20 protein-coding genes, 2 tRNA genes, 1 other RNA gene and 1 pseudogene are annotated in these 25,606 nt (G+C 73.7%); 14 read left to right on the top strand and 10 right to left on the bottom strand.

Annotated elements, in window-relative coordinates; translation table 11 throughout:
- Nucleotides 1–3: 3 nt before the first annotated feature.
- Nucleotides 4–1,095: a DUF4236 domain-containing protein gene (locus tag RMN57_RS18890; RefSeq protein ID WP_313764526.1), complete on the bottom strand. Its 1,092-nt coding sequence runs from the start codon at nt 1,093–1,095 to the stop codon at nt 4–6.
- 329 nt (nt 1,096–1,424) lie between these two features.
- Nucleotides 1,425–1,512: transfer RNA gene (locus RMN57_RS18885), tRNA-Ser, on the bottom strand.
- A gap of 123 nt (nt 1,513–1,635) precedes the next feature.
- Between RMN57_RS18885 and ffs the strand changes: the two genes are divergently transcribed.
- From ffs to RMN57_RS18830, 11 genes are all read left to right on the top strand, one after another.
- Nucleotides 1,636–1,726: signal recognition particle sRNA small type (gene ffs, locus RMN57_RS18880), an RNA gene on the top strand.
- A gap of 77 nt (nt 1,727–1,803) precedes the next feature.
- The gene (locus RMN57_RS18875) at nt 1,804–4,038 is read left to right on the top strand and encodes a DNA polymerase III subunit gamma and tau (RefSeq protein ID WP_313764525.1); all 2,235 of its coding nucleotides are present in this window, start codon (nt 1,804–1,806) and stop codon (nt 4,036–4,038) included.
- Between the two features lie 148 nt (nt 4,039–4,186).
- Complete coding sequence (locus tag RMN57_RS18870) at nt 4,187–4,525, top strand: YbaB/EbfC family nucleoid-associated protein (protein WP_313764524.1); 339 nt, start codon at nt 4,187–4,189, stop codon at nt 4,523–4,525.
- A gap of 273 nt (nt 4,526–4,798) precedes the next feature.
- A complete protein-coding gene (gene recR, locus RMN57_RS18865; protein WP_030288200.1) occupies nt 4,799–5,398 on the top strand; it encodes a recombination mediator RecR in 600 nt (199 codons plus the stop codon).
- Nucleotides 5,391–6,101, top strand: a complete 711-nt coding sequence (locus RMN57_RS18860; protein WP_313764523.1) for a DUF5063 domain-containing protein — start codon at nt 5,391–5,393, stop codon at nt 6,099–6,101. The genes recR and RMN57_RS18860 overlap by 8 nt, the downstream gene beginning before the upstream one ends.
- A gap of 343 nt (nt 6,102–6,444) precedes the next feature.
- Nucleotides 6,445–7,725: an aspartate kinase gene (locus RMN57_RS18855; protein WP_238860084.1), complete on the top strand. Its 1,281-nt coding sequence runs from the start codon at nt 6,445–6,447 to the stop codon at nt 7,723–7,725.
- Entirely contained in the window at nt 7,722–8,774 is a 1,053-nt protein-coding gene (locus RMN57_RS18850) for an aspartate-semialdehyde dehydrogenase (protein WP_313764522.1), read from the top strand. The genes RMN57_RS18855 and RMN57_RS18850 overlap by 4 nt, the downstream gene beginning before the upstream one ends.
- A 281-nt stretch (nt 8,775–9,055) precedes the next feature.
- The gene (locus RMN57_RS18845; protein ID WP_313764521.1) at nt 9,056–9,601 is read left to right on the top strand and encodes a SigE family RNA polymerase sigma factor; all 546 of its coding nucleotides are present in this window, start codon (nt 9,056–9,058) and stop codon (nt 9,599–9,601) included.
- Between the two features lie 172 nt (nt 9,602–9,773).
- Entirely contained in the window at nt 9,774–10,985 is a 1,212-nt protein-coding gene (locus RMN57_RS18840; protein WP_313764520.1) for a hypothetical protein, read from the top strand.
- A 274-nt stretch (nt 10,986–11,259) separates the two neighbouring features.
- Entirely contained in the window at nt 11,260–12,048 is a 789-nt protein-coding gene (locus RMN57_RS18835; RefSeq protein WP_313764519.1) for an SURF1 family protein, read from the top strand.
- A gap of 33 nt (nt 12,049–12,081) precedes the next feature.
- Entirely contained in the window at nt 12,082–12,297 is a 216-nt protein-coding gene (locus tag RMN57_RS18830) for a hypothetical protein (RefSeq protein WP_313764518.1), read from the top strand.
- 457 nt (nt 12,298–12,754) lie between these two features.
- Here RMN57_RS18830 and RMN57_RS18825 read toward each other — a convergent pair whose 3' ends face one another.
- The 3 genes from RMN57_RS18825 to RMN57_RS18815 all read right to left on the bottom strand — a co-directional run bounded on the left by RMN57_RS18825 (nt 12,755) and on the right by RMN57_RS18815 (nt 16,810).
- Entirely contained in the window at nt 12,755–14,689 is a 1,935-nt protein-coding gene (locus RMN57_RS18825; RefSeq protein ID WP_313764517.1) for a prolyl oligopeptidase family serine peptidase, read from the bottom strand.
- 188 nt (nt 14,690–14,877) lie between these two features.
- The gene (locus tag RMN57_RS18820) at nt 14,878–16,353 is read right to left on the bottom strand and encodes an MFS transporter (RefSeq protein WP_313764516.1); all 1,476 of its coding nucleotides are present in this window, start codon (nt 16,351–16,353) and stop codon (nt 14,878–14,880) included.
- Between the two features lie 79 nt (nt 16,354–16,432).
- Nucleotides 16,433–16,810: a nuclear transport factor 2 family protein gene (locus RMN57_RS18815; protein ID WP_313764515.1), complete on the bottom strand. Its 378-nt coding sequence runs from the start codon at nt 16,808–16,810 to the stop codon at nt 16,433–16,435.
- 251 nt (nt 16,811–17,061) lie between these two features.
- Between RMN57_RS18815 and RMN57_RS18810 the strand changes: the two genes are divergently transcribed.
- Nucleotides 17,062–19,926, top strand: coding sequence for an AAA family ATPase (locus tag RMN57_RS18810; protein WP_313764514.1), 2,865 nt, complete (start codon nt 17,062–17,064; stop codon nt 19,924–19,926).
- Nucleotides 19,927–20,506: 580 nt separating this feature from the next.
- On the opposite strand, the gene RMN57_RS18805 is transcribed toward RMN57_RS18810, so the two are convergent.
- Nucleotides 20,507–20,650: a hypothetical protein gene (locus RMN57_RS18805; protein WP_313764513.1), complete on the bottom strand. Its 144-nt coding sequence runs from the start codon at nt 20,648–20,650 to the stop codon at nt 20,507–20,509.
- A gap of 215 nt (nt 20,651–20,865) precedes the next feature.
- Here RMN57_RS18805 and RMN57_RS18800 point away from each other — a divergent pair, with 215 nt between their 5' ends.
- Both RMN57_RS18800 and RMN57_RS18795 read left to right on the top strand, forming a co-directional pair.
- A complete protein-coding gene (locus RMN57_RS18800; RefSeq protein ID WP_313764512.1) occupies nt 20,866–21,669 on the top strand; it encodes a hypothetical protein in 804 nt (267 codons plus the stop codon).
- A 407-nt stretch (nt 21,670–22,076) separates the two neighbouring features.
- A pseudogene (locus tag RMN57_RS18795) lies at nt 22,077–22,955 on the top strand (LacI family DNA-binding transcriptional regulator); the annotation flags it as partial.
- Between the two features lie 117 nt (nt 22,956–23,072).
- Here RMN57_RS18795 and RMN57_RS18790 read toward each other — a convergent pair.
- The 4 genes from RMN57_RS18790 to RMN57_RS18775 form a co-directional block, all read right to left on the bottom strand.
- A tRNA-Pro gene (locus tag RMN57_RS18790) sits at nt 23,073–23,146 on the bottom strand.
- Nucleotides 23,147–23,246: 100 nt separating this feature from the next.
- Nucleotides 23,247–24,188, bottom strand: coding sequence for a metallophosphoesterase (locus tag RMN57_RS18785; RefSeq protein WP_313764511.1), 942 nt, complete (start codon nt 24,186–24,188; stop codon nt 23,247–23,249).
- Nucleotides 24,189–24,405: 217 nt separating this feature from the next.
- On the bottom strand, nt 24,406–24,909 hold the full coding sequence (locus RMN57_RS18780; RefSeq protein WP_313764510.1) for an SRPBCC domain-containing protein: 504 nt from the start codon (nt 24,907–24,909) through the stop codon (nt 24,406–24,408).
- A 5-nt stretch (nt 24,910–24,914) separates the two neighbouring features.
- Nucleotides 24,915–25,523: a CGNR zinc finger domain-containing protein gene (locus tag RMN57_RS18775; RefSeq protein WP_313764509.1), complete on the bottom strand. Its 609-nt coding sequence runs from the start codon at nt 25,521–25,523 to the stop codon at nt 24,915–24,917.
- Nucleotides 25,524–25,606 lie beyond the last annotated feature (83 nt).

The following is a 25,606-nucleotide window of genomic DNA, read 5'->3' as shown; positions in this document are numbered from 1 at the left end:
GGGCTACTGGCTTGGAAGTTCCGGCGGCGCCCCGTAAGAGGAGACCGCCTGTGTGAACTGGCGTGCCGACACGGGCCTGGAGCAGTCCCACTTCAGGTTCAAGCCAGTGTGAGTGGTGAAGTTGATGCGCCCGTAGAGCATGATGCGCAGCTGCGGGTTGTTCTTGAATCGCCGGTCCGGACCGCCCTTCACGTTCACGTATTGCCAGGTCGTGCCGACCTGCTGGCTGTCTCGCGGCACGGAGCCGCTTTCGTGGAATCGCAGATCGTTCATGACGACGAAGAGCTCCCGGTAGGACACGTCTGCGAAGCTGCGTCGGTGCTTCACCAGCACGCGGTCGGGGAGCAGGTACAAGGTGTGGGCTCCGCACTGGAAGCTCGGAACTGCGATGTTGGTGACGAGCTCCCGAGGGCCGTCCATGTTCACGGTCGTGGGCTGGCGCTTGACGATGGCGGAGGCGCCACTGTTCATTTTGTGCTGCGTGGTGGTCACCACGGCGCCCGAGCCAGTGATGGCCCAGTTGCGTTGTGATCGGCGTATCTCTTCGGCTGCGTCGATGAGCTGGGCGAATTGCTCTCCGGGCTGGCTCTCGAAGTCGTAGAAGGCGACGATCCGTTGAGCTGCCCGGTCGCGTTGGTAGAGCCAGTACACCAGGGGGCCGAGGATGAGCATGGGCAACATAAGTAGCGGTACGGACACCAGGACGGCGAGTGCCGCAGCCCACGGCCAAATTGAGTGTCGCTGGGCTGCGGTCTGGAGCTGTTCGATGAACTCACTGGGATCGGAGCCCTGCAGTTCCTCAATGGTCGCGGTCGGGATCTCCTGGACTGCGACGCTTCCCGGCAGTGTGCTGGGCGATCCGGGGTTCCAGGAGCGCGGGCCCGCCGGGGGGATGGGGACATTGCGGGAGCCAGCTGGCCGGGAGGCGAGTGTGGCCCGGTAGGAAACGCCACGGGTGCCGACCCGTACGTAGTTGCCTCGCGGCCTGGTTCCGACGCGGAACCCGGGAACGCCTACCGACACTCCGATGCCGGACTGGGAAAGATTGAAGCGGAAGGGGCCAGCTTTGAGGCTGTTGCGGAGGTAGACACCCATACGCGGAGCCTGGCAGGAGGGGATGCCACCCAGCGTGCCGTTTATCCAATCGTTCTCCACCGGCTCAGACGTCTGCAGCCGCAGCTGGCCGGCCCACCTCCATACCCACCTGGACAGCCAAGCCACCACCGCTCCAGCAGCCGGATCGAGTGTCGTCGCAACCCCATCGCCATGACGACCGATCCGGAGGGAACCCGCGAGGTCACAGCGCTAACGAAACGCAACCGGACAGTGGCCGAGAACTGGAAACGCAACCAAAACTGCAACCACGGCACGACGAAGGCCCCGACCGCTGCGCGGTCGGGGCCTTCGTTATGGCTGGTGAGCCATGGCGGAGGATACGAGATTCGAACTCGTGAGGGATTGCTCCCAACACGCTTTCCAAGCGTGCGCCCTAGGCCTCTAGGCGAATCCTCCGAGGGAGAGCTTAGTACATGTTCAGGGGTGGTCGCGACCACGTATGTCGCAGGCGGTGGAGCGGTGTGACCTGCGGATCGGGGAAGTGGAGGTGAGGGCCGGGGATCCGGTACTGTGGGGGTCAGCCCCTCGTGTGGCGTTATCTCTCTGAACCCCCCCAGGGCCGGAAGGCAGCAAGGGTAGGAGGGCTCTGGCGGGTGCACGAGGGGTCTTTGCGTTCCCGGGGAAGGGCCGGCGGGGGAGGGACGAGGGGCGACGCGTTTGTCGGTCCGTCCCGATATCGTCGGTGGTGTGTCCCTAGCCCTGTACCGCCGCTATCGCCCCGAGACTTTCGCCGAGGTCATCGGGCAGGAGCACGTGACCGCTCCGCTCCAGCAGGCCCTGCGCAACAACAGGGTCAACCACGCGTACCTGTTCAGCGGCCCGCGAGGCTGCGGCAAGACGACGAGCGCGCGCATCCTGGCCCGCTGTCTGAACTGCGAGCAGGGGCCGACGCCGACGCCGTGCGGGGAGTGCCAGTCCTGCCGGGACCTGGCGACGGGCGGGCCCGGGTCGATCGACGTGATCGAGATCGACGCCGCGTCGCACGGTGGTGTGGACGACGCGCGGGAGCTGCGCGAGCGGGCCTTCTTCGCGCCGGTGCACAGCCGGTACAAGATCTTCATCCTGGACGAGGCGCACATGGTGACCTCGGCCGGCTTCAACGCGCTGCTGAAGGTGGTGGAGGAGCCGCCGGAGCACCTCAAGTTCATCTTCGCGACCACGGAGCCGGAGAAGGTGATCGGGACGATCCGGTCCCGCACGCACCACTACCCGTTCCGGCTGGTGCCGCCCGGGACGCTGCGGGACTACCTGGCGGAGGTCTGCGGCCGGGAGCAGATCCAGGTCGAGGACTCCGTCTTCCCGCTGGTGGTGCGGGCCGGCGCCGGGTCGGTGCGTGACTCGATGTCGGTGATGGACCAGTTGCTCGCCGGGGCCGCCGAGGGCGGTGTGACCTACCAGATGGCCACCGCGCTGCTCGGGTACACCGACTCGGCGCTGCTGGACGAGGTGGTGGACGCCTTCGCCGCGCACGACGGGGCGACGGTGTTCCAGGTGATCGACCGGGTGGTCGAGGGCGGGCACGATCCGCGGCGGTTCGTGACGGACCTGCTGGAGCGCCTGCGCGACCTGGTGATCCTGGCCACCGTGCCGGACGCGGGTGAGAAGGGGCTGATCGACGCCCCGGCCGACCGGGTCGCGGTGATGCAGGCGCAGGCGGACGCGTTCGGGGCGGCGGAGCTCAGCCGGGCGGCCGACATCGTCAACACCGGGCTGACCGAGATGCGGGGGAACGCGGCGCCGCGGCTCCAGCTGGAGCTGATCTGCGCCCGGGTGATGCTGCCGGGCGCGTACAGCGACGAGCTGTCGCTGCAGGCGCGGATGGACAAGCTGGAGCGGCGGGCGGCGGCGGGAGGGTTCGCGGCGCAGCTGGCGACCCCCGCGGTGGCTCCCGTGGGCGCTCCGACGGCGGTGCCGGCGGTGGCGCCGGCGGTGGCGCAGGTGGCGGCCCCGGCGGCGGTGGACGAGCCGGCCCCCGTACAGGTGGCCCCCGTACAGGCGGCCCCCGCGCAGGCCGACTCCGCCCCGGTGGCTCCGCCTGCGGCGGCACCGGCCGCCCCGGCCGGGCCCGCTCCGGGTGCCTGGCCGATCCCGCGCAGCTTCCCGCCGGCCGGGGCGGCCGGGGCCGCTGCGCCCGCCGCGCAGCCGGCACCGGTGCAGCAGGCACCCGCCCAGCCCGCGGCTGCACAGGCCGCACCCGTCCAGGCTCCGCCGCAGGCCGCTCCGGTGGCCGCGCCGGCGGCCGCTCCGGGTGGCGGACAGCCTTCTCAGGCCGCCCAGCAGGGCGCGGCGCAGGTCCGGCAGCTCTGGCCGCAGATCCTGGAGGCGGTGAAGAACCGCCGCCGCTTCACCTGGATCCTGCTCAGCCAGAACGGCCAGGTGGCCGGGTTCGACGGCAGCGTGCTCCAGGTGTCGTTCATCAACGCGGGCGCCCGGGACAGCTTCGTCGGCAGCAACAGTGACGACGTGCTGCGCCAGGCGCTCGCCGACGCCCTCGGTGTGGACTGGCGGATCGAGTGCATCGTCGACCCGTCGGGCGGCGCCGGGGGTGGCGGCGGTGGCAGCTCGGCGGGTGGCGGCAGCTTCGGAGGCAGTGGCGGCGGGGGCGGCTGGGGTGCGGCTCCGGCGCGCCCGGCTGCGCCCGCGCCCGTGGTGCAGCCCGCCGCACCGGCACCCGGCCCGGCGCCCGCGCCGATGGCCGCGCCCCCCATGACCCCGGTCGCGCCGGTGGCACAGCCGCCCGTGCAGGCGCAGGCCGCGGTGGCCGCGCCGGTCGGACGGCCGGTGCAGTCGGTCGCCCCGGAGGACGACATTCCGGAGGAGGACGACCCGGACCTCAACGAGGACGCGTTCTCCGGCCAGGAACTGATCATCCGCGAGCTCGGGGCCACGGTCCTGGAGGAGATCCGCCACAGCGGCGGCTGATCCCGGGGGCCCGGCCGCCGGGCCCAGCCCGGGGCGGCGGCGCCGGGCGCTCACCCAGCGGTACGGGCGTGCCGGGCACGGCGAGCACGTAGGCTCGGGGTGACGACGCAAGCGCGACAGCACGCACACAGAACGCAAGGAGTGAGCCGTGTTCCCCGGTGGTGGCCAGCCCAACATGCAGCAGCTGCTCAAGCAGGCGCAGAAGATGCAGCAGGACCTCGCCAAGGCGCAGCAGGAGCTGGCCGAGGCGCAGGTGAACGGTTCGGCGGGCGGTGGCCTGGTCGAGGTGACGGTGACCGGTGCCGGTGAGCTGGTGGCGCTGACCATCGCCCCGGCGGCCGTGGACCCGGAGGACACCGAGACCCTGGCCGACCTGATCCTGGCGGCGGTCCGCGACGCCAACCAGGCCGCGCAGAAGATGCAGGCCGAGCGCATGGGCCCGCTGACCCAGGGCCTGGGCGGCGGCATCCCCGGCCTGCCGTTCTAGGTTCCGACGGCGGGCGACGGGCTCGGAGGGCGGGCGACGAGCTCGGACCGCGAGCGGTGAGCCCGGCCTGCGGGCCGTGGGATCGGACCGCGAGCGGATGGGTTCGAGCGCAAGCGGTGAGAGGGGTTGACGGTCCGAAGTTCAGACAGTCGACCTGTGTGATTTATGCGTGAGTAGGGCGTCGGGCGGTGTGCCCGGCGCCCGATTCGTTGGATGATGGCACCGGGGCGCCCCGAGCGGGTGCCCCACCGACCACCTGAGGGAAGGCGCGACGTGTACGAGGGCGTGGTTCAGGACCTGATCGACGAACTGGGCAGGCTGCCCGGCGTCGGGCCCAAGAGCGCGCAGCGGATCGCCTTCCACGTCCTGCAGGCCGACCCGGTCGACGTGCGCCGGCTGGCGCACGCGCTGCTGGAGGTCAAGGACAAGGTCCGGTTCTGCGTCGTCTGCGGCAACGTCGCGGAGGCCGAGCAGTGCCGGGTCTGCCTCGACCCGCGCCGCGACCTCGCGGTGATCTGCGTGGTCGAGGAGCCCAAGGACGTCGTCGCCATCGAGCGCACCCGCGAGTTCCGCGGCCGCTACCACGTGCTGGGCGGCGCGATCAGCCCGATCGAGGGCGTCGGCCCGGACGACCTGCGGATCCGCGAGCTGCTGGCACGCCTCGCGGACGGCACGGTCACCGAGCTGATCCTGGCCACCGACCCCAACCTGGAGGGGGAGGCGACCGCCACCTACCTGGCCCGGCTCTGCAAGCCGATGGGCCTGAAGGTGACCCGGCTGGCGAGCGGACTGCCCGTCGGCGGGGACCTGGAGTACGCGGACGAGGTCACCCTCGGCCGTGCCTTCGAAGGGAGACGACTGCTCGATGTCTGACCGGACGATCAACCAGCAGCCCCACACGCCCCACCAGGCCGGCCCGGAGCAGGACCGGCACGCCCCGCACACCCACGCGCACGGCTCCGAGCCGGACGACTTCGCGGTGCAGATCGCGGACTCGGTGGAGAGCTTCGTGCTCGCCGTCACCGAGGTCGCCAAGGGCGACGAGCCCGGCAGCGCGGTGTCGCTGCTCCTCCTGGAGGTCTCGCAGCTGCTGCTGGCCGGTGGCCGGCTGGGCGCCATCGAGGACGTCGTCCCCGAGGACCGGTTCGAGCCCGACACCGGGCCGGAGCCGGACGGCGAGCAGCTGCGCGAGCGGCTGGCCGAGCTGCTGGCGCCGATCGACGTCTACCACGAGGTCTTCGACCCGTACGGTCCGCCGGAGAAGCCCAACGCGTTCCGGATCTCGGACGACCTGGCCGGCGTGGTCAGCGAGCTGCAGCACGGCCTCACCCACTACCGCGAGGGGCGCGTCAGCGAGGCGCTCTGGTGGTGGCAGTTCTCGTACCTGTCCAACTGGGGCACGACCTGCACGGCGGTGCTGCGGGCGCTGCAGTCGCTGATCGCCCACGTCCGGCTGGACAGCCCGATCGGGGCGGTCCCGGACGGTGCGGACACCGACGACGACGGGCTCACCGACGAGCAGCTGGAGCAGCAGGCCGGCGACCTGATGGCAGCCGAGCTGGGCCTCCACCGCTAGGTCCTGTCCGGCCGAGCCGGCACCGCCCGGGCCCTGTCGGCCCGCGCCGCCGGGAGCCTCCGGGCGCTGTGACGGATACCTCAGGGATTCTCCGCGGAACGGAAAACCCGGGGGCCGCCGTCCGTTCGTCCGCCGATTCTTCGGAAGGGCGGCGAGGCGCCCGCAGACCTGCCGGTGGGCCCGCCACACCGGCGCCCACCTGCTGAAACGTGCGTCTCATCATATGGAAAGCAGCGGCCGGGCCACCCCTGCTCGGTAGACTGGCGCCGACCGCACAGCCCCCGCCACCCGGGGGTGCCGGGGGCTCCGGGCCCCCGGAAACGACACAAGTCGAGGAGCGCACGTGGGCCTTGTCGTGCAGAAGTACGGCGGCTCATCCGTTGCGGATGCCGAGGGCATCAAGCGCGTGGCCCGTCGAATCGTTGACGCCAAGAAGGCCGGCCATGAGGTCGTCGTCGTGGTGTCCGCGATGGGCGACACGACGGACGAGCTCATCGAACTCGCGGAGCAGGTGTCCCCGCTCCCTGCCGGCCGTGAGTTCGACATGCTGCTGACCGCTGGAGAGCGCATCTCCATGGCCCTGCTGGCCATGGCGATCAAATCCCTGGGTCACGAGGCCCAGTCCTTCACGGGCAGCCAGGCCGGTGTCATCACCGACTCGGTCCACAACAAGGCGCGCATCATCGACGTGACGCCGGGCCGCATCCGCACCGCCCTGGACGAGGGCAACATCGCGATCGTGGCCGGCTTCCAGGGTGTCTCGCAGTCCAGCAAGGACATCACCACGCTCGGCCGCGGCGGCTCGGACACCACCGCCGTCGCCCTCGCCGCGGCCCTCAAGGCCGAGGTCTGCGAGATCTACACCGACGTGGACGGCGTCTTCACCGCCGACCCGCGCGTGGTGAAGAAGGCTCGCAAGATCGACTGGATCGCTTACGAGGACATGCTGGAGCTGGCCTCGTCCGGTTCCAAGGTGCTGCTCGACCGCTGCGTGGAGTACGCGCGGCGCTACAACATCCCGATTCACGTACGCTCGTCCTTCTCGGGCCTTCCCGGGACGATCGTCAGCAACGACAACCCGAACCAGCCCGAAGGGGGCGAGATGGAGCAGGCCATCATCTCCGGAGTCGCCCACGACACGTCCGAGGCCAAGGTGACGGTCGTCGGCGTGCCCGACAAGCCGGGCGAGGCGGCGCGGATCTTCCGCGCCATCGCCGACGCCGAGGTCAACATCGACATGGTGGTGCAGAACGTCTCCGCCGCGTCGACCGGGCTCACCGACATCTCCTTCACCCTGCCGAAGACCGAGGGCCAGAAGGCCATCGACGCGCTCGGCCGGGTCAAGGAGGGCATCGGCTACGAGTCGCTGCGCTACGACGACGCGATCGGCAAGATCTCGCTGGTCGGCGCGGGCATGCGCTCCAACCCGGGCGTCACCGCGACCTTCTTCGAGGCGCTCTCCGAGGCCGGCGTCAACATCGAGCTGATCTCCACCTCGGAGATCCGCATCTCGGTCGTCACCCGCGCCGAGGACGTGCCGGAGGCCGTCCGCGCCGTCCACACGGCCTTCGGCCTGGACAGCGAGTCGGACGAGGCGGTCGTCTACGGGGGCACCGGGCGATGACCCGGCGGCCGAACCTCGCCGTCGTCGGCGCCACCGGCGCGGTCGGCGAGGTGCTGCTCGGCCTGCTCTCCCTCCGCCAGGACATCTGGGGCGAGGTGCGCCTCGTCGCCTCCCCGCGCTCGGCCGGCCGCAAGCTGGTCGTGCGCGGGGAGCCCGTCGAGGTGCTCGCCCTCGACGAGGACGCCTTCGACGGGGTCGACGTCGCGCTCTTCGACGTGCCCGACGAGGTCGCGGCCCAGTGGGTACCGATCGCGGCGGCCAAGGGCGTCGTGGTGGTGGACAACTCCGCCGCCTTCCGGATGGACGAGGACGTCCCGCTGGTCGTCCCCGAGGTCAACGCGGCCTCGGCCCGGCTGCGCCCGCGCGGGATCGTGGCCGGCCCCAACTGCGCCACGCTCGCGATGATCGCGGCGATCGGCGCCCTGCACGCCGAGTACGGGCTCAGCGAACTGGTCGTCGCCTCCTATCAGGCGGCCTCCGGCGAGGGCCGGTCCGGCGTGGACGCGCTGCGCGAGCAGACCGCGCTGGTCGCCGGCACCGAGGTCGGCGAGCAGACCGGCGACCTCCGCGCGGTGATCGCCGACAACGGCCCGTTCGCCGCCCCGCTCGCGTTCAACGCGGTGCCGTGGACCGGCTCGCTGATGGACGGCGGCTGGTCGTCCGAGGAACTCAAGATCCGCAACGAGTCGCGCAAGATCCTCGGCCTGCCGGCGCTGCGGGTCTCCGCGACCTGCGTGCGCATCCCCGTCGTGCGCACCCACGCGCTGGCCGTGCACGCGGTCTTCGAGCGCGAGGTGACGCAGGAGCACGCCCAGGAGATCCTCCGGGACGCCCCCGGCGTGGTGCTCTACGACGACCCGGCGGCGGGGGAGTTCCCGACGCCGAACGACGTGGTGGGGACGGACCCGGTCTGGGTCGGACGGGTCCGCCGGGCGCTGGACGACCCGACCGCGCTGGACCTCTTCCTCTGCGGCGACAACCTGCGCAAGGGGGCGGCGCTCAACGCCCTCCAGATCGCCGAGCTGGTGGCGGGCGAGCTCTCCGGCTGAGGGGTCGTGAGGACCCGGTCGAGAGACGGTGAGGACCTGGCCCGGGGGGTGGTGACGCCGACTCGGACCGGGTAGTTGTGGATTCCGTCCCAATCCCCTGGAGGGCGCTTCGGCCCATGCGGGAGAATGTCCCGCGGGCTGGGCAACCATGACAGGGGATCGAGTGTCCAACGGGCGTGGCGAACGTGATGGTGGGGGTTGGGGCGGGCATCTCGGCATTTGCCGCGGTGACCTTCCCGCCGCGCGCCCATCGGCCCTCGGATAGGCCGGAAGACAGCCAGATGACCGCGGTCGCACCCGGCGCGGCGGATCCCGGCGCCGACACCAGCGCCGGCGCCAGCGAGGATCTGCTCACCGAGACCTACCAGGCCCACTACCGCTCCCTGCTGCGGCTCGCGGCGCTGCTCCTCGACGACCTGTCGACCTGCGAGGACGTGGTCCAGGAGGCGTTCATCCGGGTCCACGCGGCCCGGCGCCGGGTGCGCGAGCCCGAGAAGACGCTCGCCTACCTCCGGCAGACCGTGGTCAACCTGTCCCGCTCCACCCTGCGCCGCCGGATCCTCGGGCTGCGGCTGCTGCCGAAGCCGATGCCTGACATGGCCAGTGCAGAAGAAGGGGCCTACGATGCCCTGGAGCGTGACCAGTTGAAGGCCGCGCTGCGGGGTCTGCAACGCCGTCAGCGGGAGGTTCTGGTGCTGCGTTACTTCGTGGACATGACGGAGGCGCAGGTCGCGGAGACCCTGGGGATCTCGCTCGGCTCGGTGAAGGCGTACGGCTCGCGCGGGCTCGCCGCACTCCGGGTCCAGATGGAGGCCGGGCATGGCTGACGATCGGATCGGTCCGAGGCGGGCCGGCGGCGACGCCGAGCGCGCGGACGCCGGGGGGCCGGGCGGGGCACCCGGGGGGCCGGACAGGGCACCCGGGGGGCCGGCCGGGCCGGCCGGGCCGACCGGGCAACCCGGTGGCCCGGGGACGGAGGAGCGGGCGCTCCGGGAGCTGATGCAACGCGCCGTCGCCGAGATCGAGCCCGACCCCTCCGGTCTGCAGCGGATCCGGACCGCGGTACCGCGGCGGCGGGTCGCCCGGCGCGGGGCCCTGACCGGCGCCGCCGCGCTGGCCCTCGCGCTGGCGATCGCCCTGCCCGCCCTGCACGACCCCGACCATCTGGGGCTCTCCGGCGGGCCCGGCTCGCCCACCGCGCGCGGCGGGACGGCCGCGGACCACGACGACGACGGCGCCGGACCCGGCACGGTCGGGGGCCACGGCCCCACCCCGCACTCAGGGGTGAGCGGGACCGCCACCGGCGGCGCCCCGTCCGGTTCGGCGAGCGCATCGCCCAGCCCCTGGGCGAGCCCTACCAACGCCGTCTCGGGCGCGACCGCGCCGGTCGCATCGCCCAGCGCCGGCAGCGACGACGGCCCCCTGGTGCCGCTCTGCACCCGCGGAGACCTCGGGCGCGGGGCCTCGCAGGTCGGCGCGGCCGACGGTGCCGGACGGATCTACGGGTACTTCATGGTCGTCAACGTCTCCGGTCGGCCCTGCCGGTTGGGCGGGCCGGGCTCGGTCACGGTCACCGAGACCGCCGGCACCGACCCCGCCCGGATCAGGGTGACCGACCACGTGGCCGGGGACCCGGCGACCGGACTGCCCGCGCCGGGCCCGACCTCCGCCGCGGGCGACGGCGGCGGCGCGGCCGTGGACGGCCAGGGCCTGCTCCTCGTGTCCCGGGCCGGGTACCGGGTGGACTTCGGCTGGGTGCCGGACAGCGCCGGCTGCCCGGCGTCGGCCGGCTCCTCGCCCAGTGCGACGCCGGGCGCGGCCGGCCGGCCGGTGGCGGGCAACCCGGGCATGGCGGGAGGCGCGGGAGGCGCGGGCACGTCGTCGAGTGTGCGGTCCGGCACGCTGGGCAGCGGTCCGGCCGCCATGGCCCCGGCGGGGGGACCGTCGGCCGGGCCCACCGCGGGCGGCGCGGGCTCCGCCTCGCCGACGGCCGGTCCCACCACGGCCCCGAGCCCGACGGCGACCGCGACCGGTGCGCCGAGCGCGCCGCCCTCCGCCGTCACCATCGCGCACACCCCGGCCCCCGGCAGCCCGTCCGCGGCCACGGCGACCCTCCTCGGAGCCTGCGCCGGCACGGTCTACCGCACCGGCCCGCAGCCCCTCCCGCCCCCGGCCGCGGCGACGCCGTCGGCATCCCCCTCGGGCGGCTGAGCCCACGCGCCGGAAGTCGGGCGGGCCGACTTCCGGCGGACGGCCCACTCCCGGAGGCCGGGCCGATTCCCGGCGGGCGGGCGGCCGGGCCCGCGCGGACGGCCGGGCCCGCGGAGTGCCGGCCGGACCCGCGCGCTGCGGGCCGGCCGCGCGGACGGCCCCGACCGTCTCGGCGTTCCGGTTCGCCCACGGGATGTCGGGCCGGCCGACGTCCCGTGCCGCTGCCCACCCCCTGTGGTCGGGAGCGGTGTGAGGAGTGGTTACCGTGGGGGGTGTGTACCGGTTCCTCCTCACCCCGCGCTGGCTGGGCGGCACCGCGCTGGCCGTGGCGGCCGTGGCGGTGTGCGTCTGGCTCGGCTCCTGGCAGCTCGGCCGGTTCGAGGACAAGGTCTCCTCGCACCAGGAGATCAGCAGGTCGGTGACCGCGGCCGGAGCGGCCAGGCCGCTCGGCGAGCTGCTCGGCGAGGGCAGCCCGCAGGTCACCACGGACACCGTCGGCCGGGCCGTGACGGTCTCCGGCACCTTCGACCAGGAGCACCAGCTGGTCGTCCCCAACCGGGTGCTCGACGGCAAGCAGGGCTACTACGTGCTCACCCCGCTGCGGACGGACGACGGTCGGACCGTCGCCGTCGTCCGGGGCTGGGCGCCGGGGACACCGGCCGCCGAGGCGTCCGCCGCCGCGGCGCCCGCCGGCGAGGTGACGGTGACCGGGCGGCTCCAGGCGGGCGAGACCAGCGGCAGCGGCGGTGCGGTGGCCGGCGGGCTCCCGGCGGGGCAGCTCGGCACGATCAACCAGGCCGCGCTGGTCAACAAGCTCTCCTACGACGGCTGGTACGACGGCTGGGTCGCCGCGGACACCGTGCCGGCCGGGCTCACCGCGGTGCCGACCGTGCAGCCGCAGGGCGGCAACGGCCTGAGCCTGCGGGCGTTCCAGAACCTCGGGTACACCCTGGAGTGGTTCGTCTTCGGCGGCTTCGTCGTCTTCATGTGGTTCCGCCTGGCGCGCCGCGAGGCGGAGGCCGAGCAGGACCGGGCCCTCGGACTGGACCCGGTCCTGGAGTAGCCGCCCCGCCTCGGGCCCGTCCGAACCTAGGGCGTGCCCGCGCCGGCGGGCGACTTCGGCGGTGCCGCGGGCGTCGGGGCCGACGGTGACCTGGCCGGCGCACCCGGTGCCGGGGCGGAGGCCGACCTGGAAGCCGACGGAGAGGGTGACGACGCGGACGGCGTGGGCGAGGGCGTCGCCGTGACCGGCGGGCCGGACGGCGGCGGGTCGTCGCACCGCCGCCCGCTGCTGTTGTTGCTCCCGCTGTAGTCGTCGTCGTCCGAGTCGTGGTCGGTGTGGTGGCGCACCTTGCGGCCGCTCTTGGAGCCCTTCGAGCCCTTCGAGCTGCTCTTCGAGCCGGACTTGGCGAGCAGGACGATCCCGCCCTCACCCTCACCGGTCCCCGCCGTGACGAAGGCCGCCCGTACCGCGAGCCCGCCCACCGACGCCGCCGTCCCGACACCCGCGGCACCGACGCGCGTCGCGCCCGCCGATGCGGCGGGTGAGGCCTTCGCCGGAGCCGAAGCCCCGGCCGAAGCCCCGCCCGATGCACCGGCCGAAGCACCGGGCGAAGCCGACCGCGATGCCGTCGCGGTCGGCTGTGCCGTCGGCTGCGCGGACGGCGCCGCCGGCGGCGGGCAGGCCGCCTCGTCGTCGTCCTGGCCCGAACAGCCGGTCAGCACCAACGCCCCGGCCACCCCCGCCCCCACGACCGCCAGCAGTCGTCTCACCCGGTCCCCCCGTCTCTCCCCGCAACCCCCGAGGCCACTGCGGCACCCGGGGCCCCCGCGGTCCCGTCGACCCGATTCTCGCCGACGACGCCCGCTCCGAGGTGCCGACGGACGAAGTCGATCTCCAGCCGCAGCTGCTTGATCCGCTCCTCCACCACCAGCGAGCCGTGCCCGGCGTCGTACCGGTAGACCTCGTGCGGCTTCCCCAGCTGCTCCAGCCGCTCGACGTAGTTCTCGATCTGCCGGATCGGGCAGCGCGGGTCGTTCACCCCGGCGCTGATGTAGACCGGCACCCGCACCTGCTCGACGTAGGTCAGCGGGGAGGAGGCCGTCCAGCGCTCGGGCACCTCCTCGGGCGTGCCGCCGAAGAGCGTGCGGTCGAGCGACTTCAGCGCCTCCATCTCGTCGTCGTACGCGGTCAGGTAGTCCGCGACCGGGACGGCGGCGACCCCCAGCGACCAGCTCTCCGGCTGCACGCCGAGGCCGAGCAGGGTCAGGTAGCCGCCCCAGGAGCCGCCGGAGAGCACCAGCCGCCCGGGGTCGGCGAGGCCGCTCGCCACCGCCCAGTCGCGGACCGCGCCGATGTCCTCCAGCTCGATCAGGCCGACCCGCTCGCGCAGGGCGTCCGTCCAGGCCTGGCCGTAGCCGGTGGAGCCGCGGTAGTTGACCCGGACCACCGCGAAGCCGTGGTCCAGCCAGGCGGCCGGGCCGGCGGCGAAGGCGTCGCTGTCGTGGTGGGTCGGGCCGCCGTGGATCTCGAAGACGGTCGGGAACGGGCCGTCGCCCTCCGCGGCGCCGGCCGGCCGCTGCACCAGCGCGTGCACCCGGCCGCCGGGGCCGTCCACCCAGACGTCCTCGACCGGCACCGAACGGGGCGGGACGGCGCCGGGGGCGCGCAGCACCACCGCGCCGGCCGTGGAGCGGACCGCGGACGGCTCGGCGGCGGAGGACCAGAGGAACTCCACCGTGCCGTCCGGGCGGGGGGTCGCACCGCCGACGGTGCCGCGCGGGGTGTCCAGCCGGGTGAGCACGCCCGTGTCCAGCGCGTACGAGAACAGCTCGCTGCGCGCCTCGTACTCGTGCTCGACGAGCAGCGCGGCCGCCCCCGGCCGCCACTGCGCGGAGACGTCGCCGGGCAGCTCGCGGCCCTGCTCGTCGCGGAGCGGCAGCGCGGTCTCCGCGCCGGTGGCGACGTCCCAGATCATCGGCTCCCAGCGGCCGGTGCGCTGGTGAGCCACCAGCAGCCGGGTGTCGCCCTCGACCGGGGCGAAGCCGAGGCAGGCGACCCCGCGCGGCTCGTCCCGGCCGGTGACCTCGTCGAGCTCGGCGACGGTCGCGCCGTCGGAGAGCCGGACGACCCGGATCGCCGAGTGCATCGCGTCGCCGTGCTCGGTGTGGTCGATCGCCAGCAGCGTGCTGTCGTGGCTGAGGTCGCCGACCCCGCCGTACTCCTCGTGCCGGTAGATCTCCACGGCCTCGGCCGCACCGGGGCGGCGCAGGTGCAGGGTGGTGCCGTGCTCGTCGGTGGAGCGGCCGACCACCACGGTGCCGTCCCGGCCGAGTGCCAGGCCCGCCGAGTAGGAGGCGGCCAGCCCGGGGACGGCCTCCTCGTCCGGGCCTTCGGCGCCCTCCGGCCGGCCCGCGAAGGGCTGGCGGCGCCAGATGCCGAACTCGTCGCCGTCGTTGTCGTCGAACCACCAGACCCAGGCGCCGTCCGGGGTCAGCTCGGCGTCGGTGGTGCCGTTCGGGCGGCCGGTGACCCGGCGGTGGGTGTCGGTGGCGCGGTCCCAGGCGTACACCTCGTAGGTGCCGGTCGCGTTGGACACGTACAGCGCCCGGTCGGGGGCGTCGTCCGCCCAGTCCGGCAGGGAAACCCGTGCCGCCCTGAACCGCTGCTCCCACGCCGGTACGGCGCTCTTCTCCTCGCTCATCCACCCATCCAACCCGATCGGGGTGACCGAACGGAACGGGCGGGTGGGCCCCGTCGGCCCACCCGCCCGTGCGGTCTCCGTCCACCTGCCGGTCCGGTCTGCGCAGACGCGCCGGTCAGCCCGTCCGTCGGGCCCGTCGGCCCGTCGGCCCCTGGGCCCCTGGGCCCGTCGGCCGCTGGGCCGGCCGGTCAGCCGGTCGGCCGGTCCGCCCGGGGCAGCAGCTGCACCAGGCCCACCAGCAGCAGCTCCAGCCCGACCAGCGCCGCGACGCTGTGCCCGAAGGCCGCGACCGGATCGCCGGTGCCGTAGTGGAGGATGCCGATCAGCGCGATCCCGAGCGCCCCGCCGACCTGCTGGACGGTGGCCACCACGCCCGCCGCCGAGCCGACCAGCTCGGGCTCGACCGCGGCCAGCACCACCGAAGTCACCGGGGCGATCACCAGGCCCATGCCGAGGCCGTCCACGAACAGGCCGGGCGCCAGCCACCAGACGCTGCCGGTCGTGCCGCCGGCGTACCCGGCGAGGCAGAGCAGGCCCAGTCCGGCCGCCATCAGCAGGCCACCGAGCGCGACGGTCTGGCGGCCGAGCCGGGCGGCGACGCGGTGCGCGGTGGTGGAGGTCAGCAGGTAGCCGGCGCCGATCGCGGTGAAGACCAGGCCGGCGCCGAGCGCGTCCAGCCCGCGGCCCGGCTGCAGGTACAGCGCCAGGACCAGGAAGAAGGACGCCTGGCCGAGCCAGAAGGCGAGTTGGGCGAAGAGCCCGGCGGTGAACGCGCGGGACCGGAACAGCCGGGTGTCGACCAGCGGCGAGCCGGTGGCGCGGGTCCGGTGCTGGTGCACGGCGAGGACGGCGAGCAGCACGGCCGAACCGGCCGCACAGAGCCTGGTCCAGAGCGGCCAGCCCAGCTCCCGGCCCTGGATCAGCGGCAGCACCAGGCCGGTCAGCGCGGCGGTGACCAGCAGCACGCCCACCGGGTCCAGGCCGGGCCGGTGCGGGGCGCGGGACTCGGGCAGGCAGCGGCGGACCAGGGCGAGCGCGGCCAGGCCGACCGGGAGGTTGATCAGGAAGCAGCTGCGCCAGTCCAGCCCGAAGAGGTCGGCGCGGATCAGCACACCGCCGATGAGCTGGCCGAACACCGCGCCGACGCCCATCGTCAGCCCGTACATCGCGAATGCCCGGGCCTGCGCGGCACCGCTGAACGCCGTCCGCAGGATGGCCAGCACCTGCGGTCCCATCAGCGCCGCCGCCAGCCCCTGGACGACCCGTGCGCCGACCAGGGCGGCCGCCGTCGGGGCCAGCCCGCAGCCGGCCGAGGCGAGCGTGAACAGGGCCAGACCGAGGGCGAACACCCGGCGCCGGCCGTAGCGGTCGCCGAGCCGCCCGGCGGTGATCAGGCCGACGGCCAGCGCCAGGCCGAAGCCGGCGATCACCCACTGCACGGCGGCCGGTCCGGCCCCGAGGCCGGTCTGGAGGGAGGGGACGGCGACGTTGACCACGAAGACGTCCAGGGAGGTCATGAAGGTGGCGGTCAGGACCACCGGCAGCAGCCCCCGGGGAGCGGATCCGACGGACCCGACGGCCTCGCCGTGCGTGACGCGCTCGACCGGTTCGGCTGGTGCGGGGGTGCCGGCGGTGGCCGGCGCGGGGCGCAGGTCGGTGCTCATCTCGGCTTCTCCTCAAGGGGGTTCGGAGGGGCGGGCGCGGTGTGCGGCCCGCCCCTGCACGCTGTGCGCGCTCGGTGGCTCAGGCGCCCGGCACGCGGTCCAGGAAGCCGTGGACGGCGGTGATGCGGCCCTCCGGGTCGGCCACCAGCACGTCGAACCCGACCACCAGGGCCTCCCCGCCGGCCGGCCCGAGGTCCCAGGTGAACCGGGCGATGTCGTGGTGGGCGTCCACCGGGCCGAGGGTGAACACCAGGCCCGGGAACTGCGCCTGGGCCGCGCCGATCAGCGCGTCCACGCCCTCCCGGCCGGTGACCGCGGCCAGCGGGTCGGTGTAGCGGCAGTCCTCCGCCCAGACCTCGTCGATCAGCTTGCGGCGGGCGGCCGGGTCGGTCTCGTTCCAGGCGGCGAGGTAGCGCTCGGCGAGCTGCTGCAGGTCGGTCGTCCGGATCTCGGTCATCGTCTTCTCCCTTGTGCGGGTGGTCCGTTCGGCGGGTCGTTCCCGCTGCTCATGAAGGTACGGACGGCGCGCGGCGGCCGAATCCGTCACGTATGGGTAGGGGGTACGTAGGTCGAACCGGTACGGCGCCGGTGGGCCGCGGGTAGGGTCGCCGGTGGGACGCGGGTGGTGCCGCCGGGGCGTCGGTGGCCGCCGGCGCGGGAGGGACCGGAGGACGCGGGGGGATGCCGGGGATGCGGGGGACACGGGGGATGCCGGGGACGCCGGCGATGCTGTACGGGCGGGAACGCGAACAGGCCGTCGTCGAAGCGCTGTTGGACGGCGCGCGGAGCGGCCGCAGCGGGGTGCTGGTGGTGCGCGGCGAACCCGGGATCGGCAAGACCGCGCTGCTGGAGCACGCGGTGGCGGCGGCCGGCGGCGGGTTCCGGGTGATCCGGGCGACCGGCGTCGAGTATGAGGCCGAACTGCCCTTCGCCGGACTCAGTCTGCTGCTCGCGCCGGGGCTGGACCGGCTCTCCGCGCTGCCGGGCCCGCAACAGCGCTCCCTGGCCGGGGCGTTCGGGCTCGCCGAGGCGCCGGCCGGTGCGGCGACGCCCGGCGACCGACTGCTCGCCGGGCTCGCCACGCTCGGGCTGTTGGCCGAACTCGCCGCTGATCGGCCGCTGTTGTGCGTGGTGGACGACGTGCAGTGGCTGGACCGCTCCTCGCTGGACGCGCTGGTGCTCGCCGCCCGCCGCCTCCAGGCGGAGGGGGTGGCCCTGCTGCTCGCCGTGCGGGACGCCGGCCCGGCGGCTCCGGGCGCCGGCACGGGCGGTTCGCCGGGCGCCGGCCCGTCCGGGAGCGGCCTGCCGGCGCCGGCAGGCGCGGCCGGGGCCGACGGGCTGCCGCTCGCCGGCCTGCCCGAGCTGCGGCTGACCGGGCTCGCCGAGCCGGACGCGGCCCGGCTGCTGGCCGCCCGCGCCGGCTCGGGGATGAGCGGCGAGGTCCGCCGCCGGCTGATCGCCGAGGCGGCCGGGAACCCGCTGGCGCTCACCGAACTGCCCGCCGCCGTCGCCGATTCGGGCCCGGCGGGCCCCGCGCTGGCGCCCGGCGTTCTGCCGCTCACCAGTCGGCTGCAGCTCGCCTTCCACGGCCAGGTGACCGGCCTGCCGCCCGCCACCCAGAGCCTGCTGCTGGTCGCCGCCGCCGAGGAGAACGGCGAGCTCGACGTCGTGCTGGCCGCCGCCGCGGCGCTCGGTGCGACCGCCGAACACCTCGCACCCGCCGAGGAGGCCGGTCTGGTCGCCGTCGGCGCGGACCGCCGGATCGCCTTCCGTCACCCGCTGCTGCGCGCCGCCGTGCTGCAACGGGCGCCACTGCAGCAGCGGTTGGCCGTCCATCGGGCGATCGGCGAGGCGCTGGAGGACGGCGACCGCCGCACCTGGCACCTCGCCCTCGCCGCCACCGCACCCGACGCCGGGCTCGCCGACGCGCTGGAGCGCGCCGCCGTCCGCGCCGAGGCCCGCGGCGGCCACGGCGGCGCCGCGGCGGCGTACGAGCGCGCCGCCCGGCTCACCCCGGACCGCGACGGCGCCACCCGCCGACTCGTCCTCGCCGCCGAAGCCGCCACCGAGGAGGGCAAGCTGGCGCAGGCCGAGGAGCTCGCGGAGCGGGCCGGCGCCCGGACCGACAGCGTCTTCGTGCACGCCTTGCTCGACCAGGTCCGGGCCACCGCGCACTTCTGGCGCGGCTCCTACCCCACCGCCTACCGCCTGCTGCTGGACGCGGCGGCGACCGGCATCGAGCCGGCGCACGCCGCCCGGATGCTGCTCCAGGCCTTCCACGCCGCCTGGTACGCGGGGGAGGAGCCGGTGGTCGCCGTCCTCGACCGGCTCGCCGGGCTCCCGCTCGCCGAGGACGATCCGCTCACCCCGCTGGCCCGGCACCTGCCGGCCGCCGTGCTGCCGGCCCTGGGCCGCCCGGCCGGGCCGCTGCCGGCCGTCCGGGACACCGCGGCGGCGGCCCGCCGGGCGGGCGCCGAAAGCCCAGTGGACCTGGTCCAGCTCTGCGGTGCGACGCTGATCCTCGGGCGGGACGCCGAAACCGCCGAGCTCGCCGCCGAGCTCGTCGCCGAGGCCCGGGCCAAGGGCGCCGTCGGCGTCCTGCCCACGCTGCAGTTCTTCCTCGCGGAGGCGGAGCTGTTCCACGGCCGGCACCGCGACGCCGAGGTCACCGCCACCGGGGCGCTCGCCCTCGCCCGGGACACCGGGCAGCACCAGTGGGTCAGTCAGCTCAGCGCGCTGCTCGCCTGTCTGGCCGCGCTCGGCGGCGACGACGCGCAGAGCACCGCCCTCGCCGCGACCGCCCGGACGGCGACCGCCCTCACCGGCGCGGCCGCCGGTACCGCGGCACCCGCACCCGGGGAGCCCTGGACGCAGTGGGCGCTCGGCCTGCTCGACCTCGGCCGGGGCCGGGCCGGCGACGCCGCCGACCGCCTGCACGCCCTCGCCACCGGCCCCTACCGGCACCACGTCAGCGGCACCCGGGTCGTCCCCGACCTGGTCGAGGCCACGGTCCGCCTGGGCGACCCGGAGCGCGCCGCCGAACCGTACGAGCGGTTCGCCCGCTGGGCCCGCGCCACGGGGCTGCCCTGGGCCGAGGCGCTGCGGCTGCGCTGCGAGGCACTGCTCGGCCCGGACGAGCTCGCCGAGTCCGCCTACCGGGCCGCCCTCGACCTCCACGACGGCACCCACCGGCCGTTCGAACAGGCCCGCACCGCACTGCTCTACGGCGAGTGGCTGCGGCGCGAACGCCGGCGGACCGACGCCCGGCCGCACCTGCGCGCCGCCCTGGAGGCCTTCGAGGCCGCCGGCGCCCACCCCTGGGCGGACCGCGCACGCACCGAGCTCACCGCCACCGGGACCAGCGCGCCCGCCCCGGCCGACGCCCCCGCGGGCCCGCTCACCGCGCTGACCCCGCAGGAGCTCCAGATCGTCCGGCTCGCCGCCCAGGGCCTCACCAACCGGGACATCGCCGCCCAGCTCTTCCTCAGCCCCCGGACGGTGGGGCACCACCTCTACAAGGCCTACCCGAAGCTCGGCGTGGCCTCCCGGGTCGACCTGCCGGCGCTGCTCTGACCGGCGCCGGTCCGGCCGCACGGCGGGTCGGGCCGGGCTCCGCGCGCCCTCCCGGAGCGCCCCGGCGGCCCGCCGGAGGCGCGGACCACCCGAACGGCCGGGCATCCGCCGGCGGTCGCGTCACCGACCGTCTCGGACGGGGCGGCGGGCGCCACGGCACCTGGTGCGACGTCACCCCGGCCGAACGCCGGAGCCGGCGTGTTTCGCGTCACACCTCGACGTCCCCTCACCTCCGAGGCCGTGCACCGCACTTCCCGTCCGCGGAAACGCCAGAGGCCCTGCCGGATCTCTCCGGCAGGGCCTCTGCATTGGGTCGGGGTGGCGGGATTTGAACCCACGGCCTCTTCGTCCCGAGCGAGGTCCGAGCCGGCGCCCGATCGACATTGACTGCCATTCGCGCAGGTCGGAGCATTGGAGTGCAGAGGTCTCGAACGAGTCGAAGTGGCCTTGGCTCCGCGATCTTCTCCCGAGGTTCTCCCGGGTGCGGTAGCCACATGCAGGATCGCTCGCGCCCGACCACGGAGGCCTGCGCCCCTGACGGGTTCGAACCGAGGCCGCCCCTCGGCAAGATCATCCTTGGTCAAAGGTCGGCCTTGCGACAGCGTCCGCGCCGGCCATGCTCCTGATCGACGCCGCGGTCCAGGCGATAACTGGCGTGCAGCGTCCTTTTGTCATGTGCCCCTTCGGCCTCGACATTGATATGCGGCAGGTGCACCTCATTCATCGGCACTCTCGCCTTCAGATCTTTGATCGCCTGATGCTTAAGTTGCGATCCTTCGAGGTATGGCTAATAGCGGGCGCCAGTTCGGATCATGGGAGAGATGGGCATCATGGTCCGGCTGTTTGAGCTTCGACTGAGCTCAAATCTGGTTCACAGCCGGACCGGCCTTGGCTACTATTGTCGACGCAAAGCGGAAGGCGTCGAGAGTTGGGGGGAATATGTCTCAGGCGGTCAGCAAGTCCATCGCGATCGGCAGCGCTGTGGCGGGCGCAATATTCCTGGCGTGGTTCGTGTATCTCTATGTGACCGGAGGAGAGGTGTGGTGGCGCACCACCACTGCCTTTGGGGCGACGACCGCGTTCGGCATTGCGCTATGGGGATTCTTTGACTTTGCGAGCTCTCCGAAGGTTATTGGAGGTGGCATCGCTGGGATTGTCGCGATATCCGTGGGAGTGTCCTCGCTGACGCCGTTCCCTCCCAAGGTTCGCGACCTGAGTTGCGGCCACTCGCACACCAACCCTGCCGACCGGCAGCGGGGATACGTGGCCGTCCTGCCTGGCGAGAATGCCGCACAGTCGAGAATTACGGTGTGTGACGTGAACGTCAATGACGGCGCTCCGATCAGGAACTCCTACAGTCTGCAGGAGACTCTCTTCGGCACTCTTCCTGCGGATGCGGAAGTCAGTCTAATCCGGCAGCCTGATGCGGGAACCTGTACGACCGATGGCCACTTCGGAACCGGCGGGTACTACTATTCGAAAGTTATCGACTTCGGGAAAGGGGCCAATTCCTGGACCCTGAATGTTGAGGTGCCGGACTGGCAGAAGACCCTGAAGTACACATACTTCATCGCCGTCACTCCAATCGACACGAAGCGGACCTTCGACGACCAGCAGATTGCCTGGCAGAACGAGAACGGGAAAAGGGAGGGATGGCCGGGAATGCGTCAGATTCCCGGGCATATCCTCGGTTCGTTCTACGTTCAGCCGGCGACTCCGGAGAAGGCGTGTAAAGCCGCTTAGGTGCGATTCGGGTGGGGATCGAAAACGAGTGGTGGCCGATTCTCGGCTGGGCCGCGTCCTTTCATCAGAAGGGCGCGGCCCACTGGTCCATGCGATACCTTCGCCGGCTCCGAGTGGGGTCGGTGGCATGGGCAGGCTCGTTCTTATGGACCTCGACGACACGCTGATCAACCGGCGCAACGCGGTGACCGCGTGGGCGGCCGACTTCAGCGCCGCCCGGTTCCTGCCGCCAGCGGCCGCGCAGATGTTGGTCGAGACGCTGCGGGAGCGTGCGTCGCTCGAAACGTTTGTGGGACTGCGCACTGCTCGAGGCCTGGTCGAGTCGGCGGGGGAGCTGTGGAACACCTACCTCCTAGGCATGGCCGCGAAGGTCATGTGCGACTCGCAGAACCTTGCCCGCCTTGATCTGGGGCGAGATCGTCGGGTTGGAGGCAGGCTTCGTCCGGCCTGCGGCGGTGCGCGTCGAGTGGCAGCTCTACGAGCTGGACTCCGGCGAGATGCACCGTTGCCCGCCCAAGGACGACTCCTACCGGACGATCGACAGCCCGGACTTCCTCTCCGGCATGCTCGCCGGGCAGGTGGCCCGCGCCAGCGCGAAGCCGTGCGAGTGCCACGGCCTGCGGTACCTCTTCAGCGGACACGGCGCCGCGAACGGGGCCGCCCGCCGCCCCGGTGCGAAGCTGGTGGACGTGGCCCGTGCCGCCGGCGTGTCGACGGGCACCGTCTCCAACGTCCTGAACCGTCCGCACGTCGTGGCCCCCGACACCCGGGACCGGGTGGAGAAGGCCATCGCCGACCTTGGCTACATCCGGTACTGGCCGTCGGCGGAGAACGCGGCGCACTGGCGGAGGAACGGGTTCGGCACCTGGCTGTTCCACCCGGCCACCACCGGCTGGTACCCGAAGAAGGCGCCGGAGGAGGCCCACCCGGTGCCGGTGCTGGCCGAGCCGTGGCCAGGTATCCCGGCCCGCGGCCGCGGCGCCGCCGGCCGGGCTGAGGCGTGCTGGCTGCCGATCCAGCCGGGCCTCACCCCGCACGGCCTGCGGCACTCCCACAAGACGATGATGGACGCGCTGCGGACGCCGGAGAAGCTCAAGGACGAGCGGATGGGGCACGAGGACGGCTCGGTGCAGGCCCGCTACTCCCACATCACGCCGGAGATGCGCGGGGAGCTCATGGAGGGACTGACCAGGATGTGGCTCACGTCACTCGAAGCTCGCCGGCGGATGTCGCCCGGGTCGCCCGTGGCGGTTCTCGATGCCCTGCTGAGGACTCCTCAGGGGTAGCCCGGGAGAGACCGGTTTCCCGGCGGGTTTCTCCCAGATTTCTCCCGGGAGCCTCCGGAAAGCCAGTCAGGGCCGGTCTCCCTTGCGGGAGACCGGCCCTGAGCTGGTCTTACTGGGTCGGGGTGGCGGGATTTGAACCCACGGCCTCTTCGTCCCGAACGAAGCGCGCTACCAAGCTGCGCCACACCCCGGTCTTTCTGTTTGCCGCTCCGTCTCCTTCGCGACGAGTAGAACTCTACCGGACGCTCGCCGAGAGACGAAATCCGATTCCCGGCGGGCGTCCGTCGCAGGTCAGCGGGTGGGGGTGAGGGTGAGGAGGGTGGCCTCCGGCGGGCAGGCGAAGCGGATCGGGGTGTAGCGGTTGGTGCCGCAGCCGGCCGAGACGTGGAGGTAGGAGCGGCGGCCGCCGGCCTGGTGGGTGGAGAGGCCCTTCACCCGCTTGGCGTCGAGGTCGCAGTTGGTGACCAGGGCGCCGTAGAAGGGGACGCAGAGCTGGCCGCCGTGGGTGTGCCCGGCGAGGATCAGCGGGTAGCGGTCGGCGGTGAAGGCGTCCAGGACGCGCAGGTACGGCGCGTGCACGACGGCGAGCGAGAGGTCGGCGTCGGCGGACGGGCCCCCGGCGACCTCGCTGTAGCGGTCGCGGCGGATGTGCGGGTCGTCCAGGCCGGTGAACTCGATGTCGAGGCCGTTGAGGTTCAGCCGGCCCCGGGTGTTGGTGAGGTCGAGCCAGCCGGCCGCGTCGAAGCCGTCGCGCAGCTTCTCCCACGGGTTGTGCACGGCGCCGGTGATGCCGCGCCGCGCGCTGCCGTCGGGGTTGTTCATGCCGTGGACGCCGGTGCGCATCGCCTGCAGGTAGCGGGCCGGGTTCTTGCGGGCCGGGCCGTAGTAGTCGTTCGAACCGAAGACGTACACGCCGGGGAAGTCCATCAGCGGCCCGAGCGCGTCCAGGGTGGCGGGGACGCCGAGCGGGTCGGAGAGGTTGTCGCCGGTGTTCACCACCAGGTCGGGGCGGAGCCCGGCGAGGCTCTGCAGCCAGCGCTGCTTCTTGCCCTGTCCGCTGACCATGTGGATGTCGGAGACCTGCAGCACCCGGAGGGGGCGGGCGCCCCGGGGCAGGACGGGGACCTCGACCCGGCGGAGCCGGAAGGCACGGACCTCGTACCCGACGGAGTAGGCGAGGCAGGCGGCGCCGGTGGCGGCGATTCCGAGGGGGACGGAGTACAGCGGTCGCATCGCTCCATGCTCTCAGACGGCGGATCAGCTGGTGAACGCCTGGTGGGCGTGCCCGGACACGCCACCGCACCCCGGTAACCCCCGGCCGGACGCACCGGCCGGACGCACCGGCCGGACGCGCCGGCGGGGGTGCCACCGCGGGTCGCTCCCCGCGGAGCCGCCCGGTCCGCCGAGGGCGGTCCTCGGTCCGGGGGCCGCCCTCAGCGCGGGGCCGCCCTCAGCGCGGGGCGAGCTCGGCGGCCACGGCGTCAATCACCGCGCGCCAGTGCTCCCGCTGCCGGGAGCGTTCCTCCGGGTCGGCCAGCCGCTCCTGGTGGAACCGGAGCACGGTGCCGGAACCGCTCGGCGTGACGGTCACCTGCACGGTGGTGGAGCCGGACCGGCCGGCCGGCTGCCAGGTGAGGCGGATCCGGGAGCCAGCGTGGAGGCTGCGCAGTTCGCCGCCGGAGCCGTCGGCCGCGGTGAGCCGGCCGCCGACCCGGTCGGTGAGGCGGGCGCCCGGGCCGAGCCAGAGCGCGGCGCCTTCGGGCGAGGTCAGCAGGGACCAGACGGCCTCCGGCGGGTGGGGCAGCGTGCGGGAGACGCCGATCTGGAAGCCGGCGTCCCTGGTGAGCCCGACGGGCCGCTCGCCGGCGCCGTCCGCGACGCCCGCGCCGGCTCCCTCCGCAGTACCCGCCGAGGTGCCCTCCGCCGGCCCTGCCGTCGGTCGTTCCCCTGCCATCCGGATCACTCCTCGGTCTGGTCGCGCCGGGCCCGCAGTGCCCGGACCTTGTGCCGGTTGCCGCAGTGCTCCATCGAGCACCAGCGCCGCCGCCCGGGCCGCGAGGTGTCGACGAAGACCAGGTGGCAGTCCGCTGCTCCGCACTCCCGGACCCGGTCCGCGTGCGGGCCGGTGAGCAGCGCGATGGCGTCGCGCGCGACGGTCGAGACGAGCTGGGAACCGTCGGCCGGCAGCGGCCGCGCCGCCGTGCCGTCCGGGGCGATCTGCGGGACCAGCGGTGGCCGGGCGGCGGCTTCGTTGAGCACGGCGTGGTCCGCCGCCGAGCCCGGCCTGCCGTGCGCCCGCGCGGCGGCGAGCCGCCACAGCGCGTCCCGCAGCGTCCGCGCGGCGGCCAGCTGACCGGTGCTGACGGCGACCGCGTCGGCCGGCAGCCGCAGCCGGGACTCCCCCAGCCACTGCACGAGGTCCTCGGGGCGGTGCAGCACCTCGTACCGGGCGTACGCGCCGGGCCCGCCGGTGGTGAGCAGTTCCAGGCAGAGCGCCCCGGGGTCGAAGTGGTACCGCGTGCCCCCGGGGGAGTGCAGGACCAGCCCGGGCGTCCACTCCTCAGTCATGTAACCACCATAAGGAGTTACGCGCTGTGGGGGAAGGCCGCGGGCGGGAACCGGCCGGGGCGGCCGGGTCGCGGAACGGCGGC

The organism is Kitasatospora sp. CM 4170 (assembly GCF_032110285.1).
GTDB lineage: Bacteria > Actinomycetota > Actinomycetes > Streptomycetales > Streptomycetaceae > Kitasatospora > Kitasatospora aburaviensis.
This window is presented reverse-complemented; position numbering and strand designations above follow the sequence as displayed.

Bases quoted from the DNA above. Each gene is read 5' to 3' on its own strand.
- RMN57_RS18890 (WP_313764526.1), bottom strand. From the start codon at position 1,095: ATGGGTGTCTACCTCCGCAACAGCCTCAAAGCTGGCCCCTTCCGCTTC.
- RMN57_RS18780 (WP_313764510.1), bottom strand. From the start codon at position 24,909: ATGGCAGGGGAACGACCGACGGCAGGGCCGGCGGAGGGCACCTCGGCG.
- RMN57_RS18785 (WP_313764511.1), bottom strand. From the start codon at position 24,188: ATGCGACCGCTGTACTCCGTCCCCCTCGGAATCGCCGCCACCGGCGCC.
- RMN57_RS18860 (WP_313764523.1), top strand. From the start codon at position 5,391: ATGTCTGACCGGACGATCAACCAGCAGCCCCACACGCCCCACCAGGCC.
- RMN57_RS18845 (WP_313764521.1), top strand. From the start codon at position 9,056: ATGACCGCGGTCGCACCCGGCGCGGCGGATCCCGGCGCCGACACCAGC.
- RMN57_RS18810 (WP_313764514.1), top strand. From the start codon at position 17,062: ATGCCGGGGACGCCGGCGATGCTGTACGGGCGGGAACGCGAACAGGCC.
- RMN57_RS18775 (WP_313764509.1), bottom strand. From the start codon at position 25,523: ATGACTGAGGAGTGGACGCCCGGGCTGGTCCTGCACTCCCCCGGGGGC.
- RMN57_RS18815 (WP_313764515.1), bottom strand. From the start codon at position 16,810: ATGACCGAGATCCGGACGACCGACCTGCAGCAGCTCGCCGAGCGCTAC.
- RMN57_RS18805 (WP_313764513.1), bottom strand. From the start codon at position 20,650: ATGAATGAGGTGCACCTGCCGCATATCAATGTCGAGGCCGAAGGGGCA.
- RMN57_RS18825 (WP_313764517.1), bottom strand. From the start codon at position 14,689: ATGAGCGAGGAGAAGAGCGCCGTACCGGCGTGGGAGCAGCGGTTCAGG.
- RMN57_RS18820 (WP_313764516.1), bottom strand. From the start codon at position 16,353: ATGAGCACCGACCTGCGCCCCGCGCCGGCCACCGCCGGCACCCCCGCA.
- RMN57_RS18850 (WP_313764522.1), top strand. From the start codon at position 7,722: ATGACCCGGCGGCCGAACCTCGCCGTCGTCGGCGCCACCGGCGCGGTC.
- RMN57_RS18800 (WP_313764512.1), top strand. From the start codon at position 20,866: ATGTCTCAGGCGGTCAGCAAGTCCATCGCGATCGGCAGCGCTGTGGCG.
- RMN57_RS18840 (WP_313764520.1), top strand. From the start codon at position 9,774: ATGCAACGCGCCGTCGCCGAGATCGAGCCCGACCCCTCCGGTCTGCAG.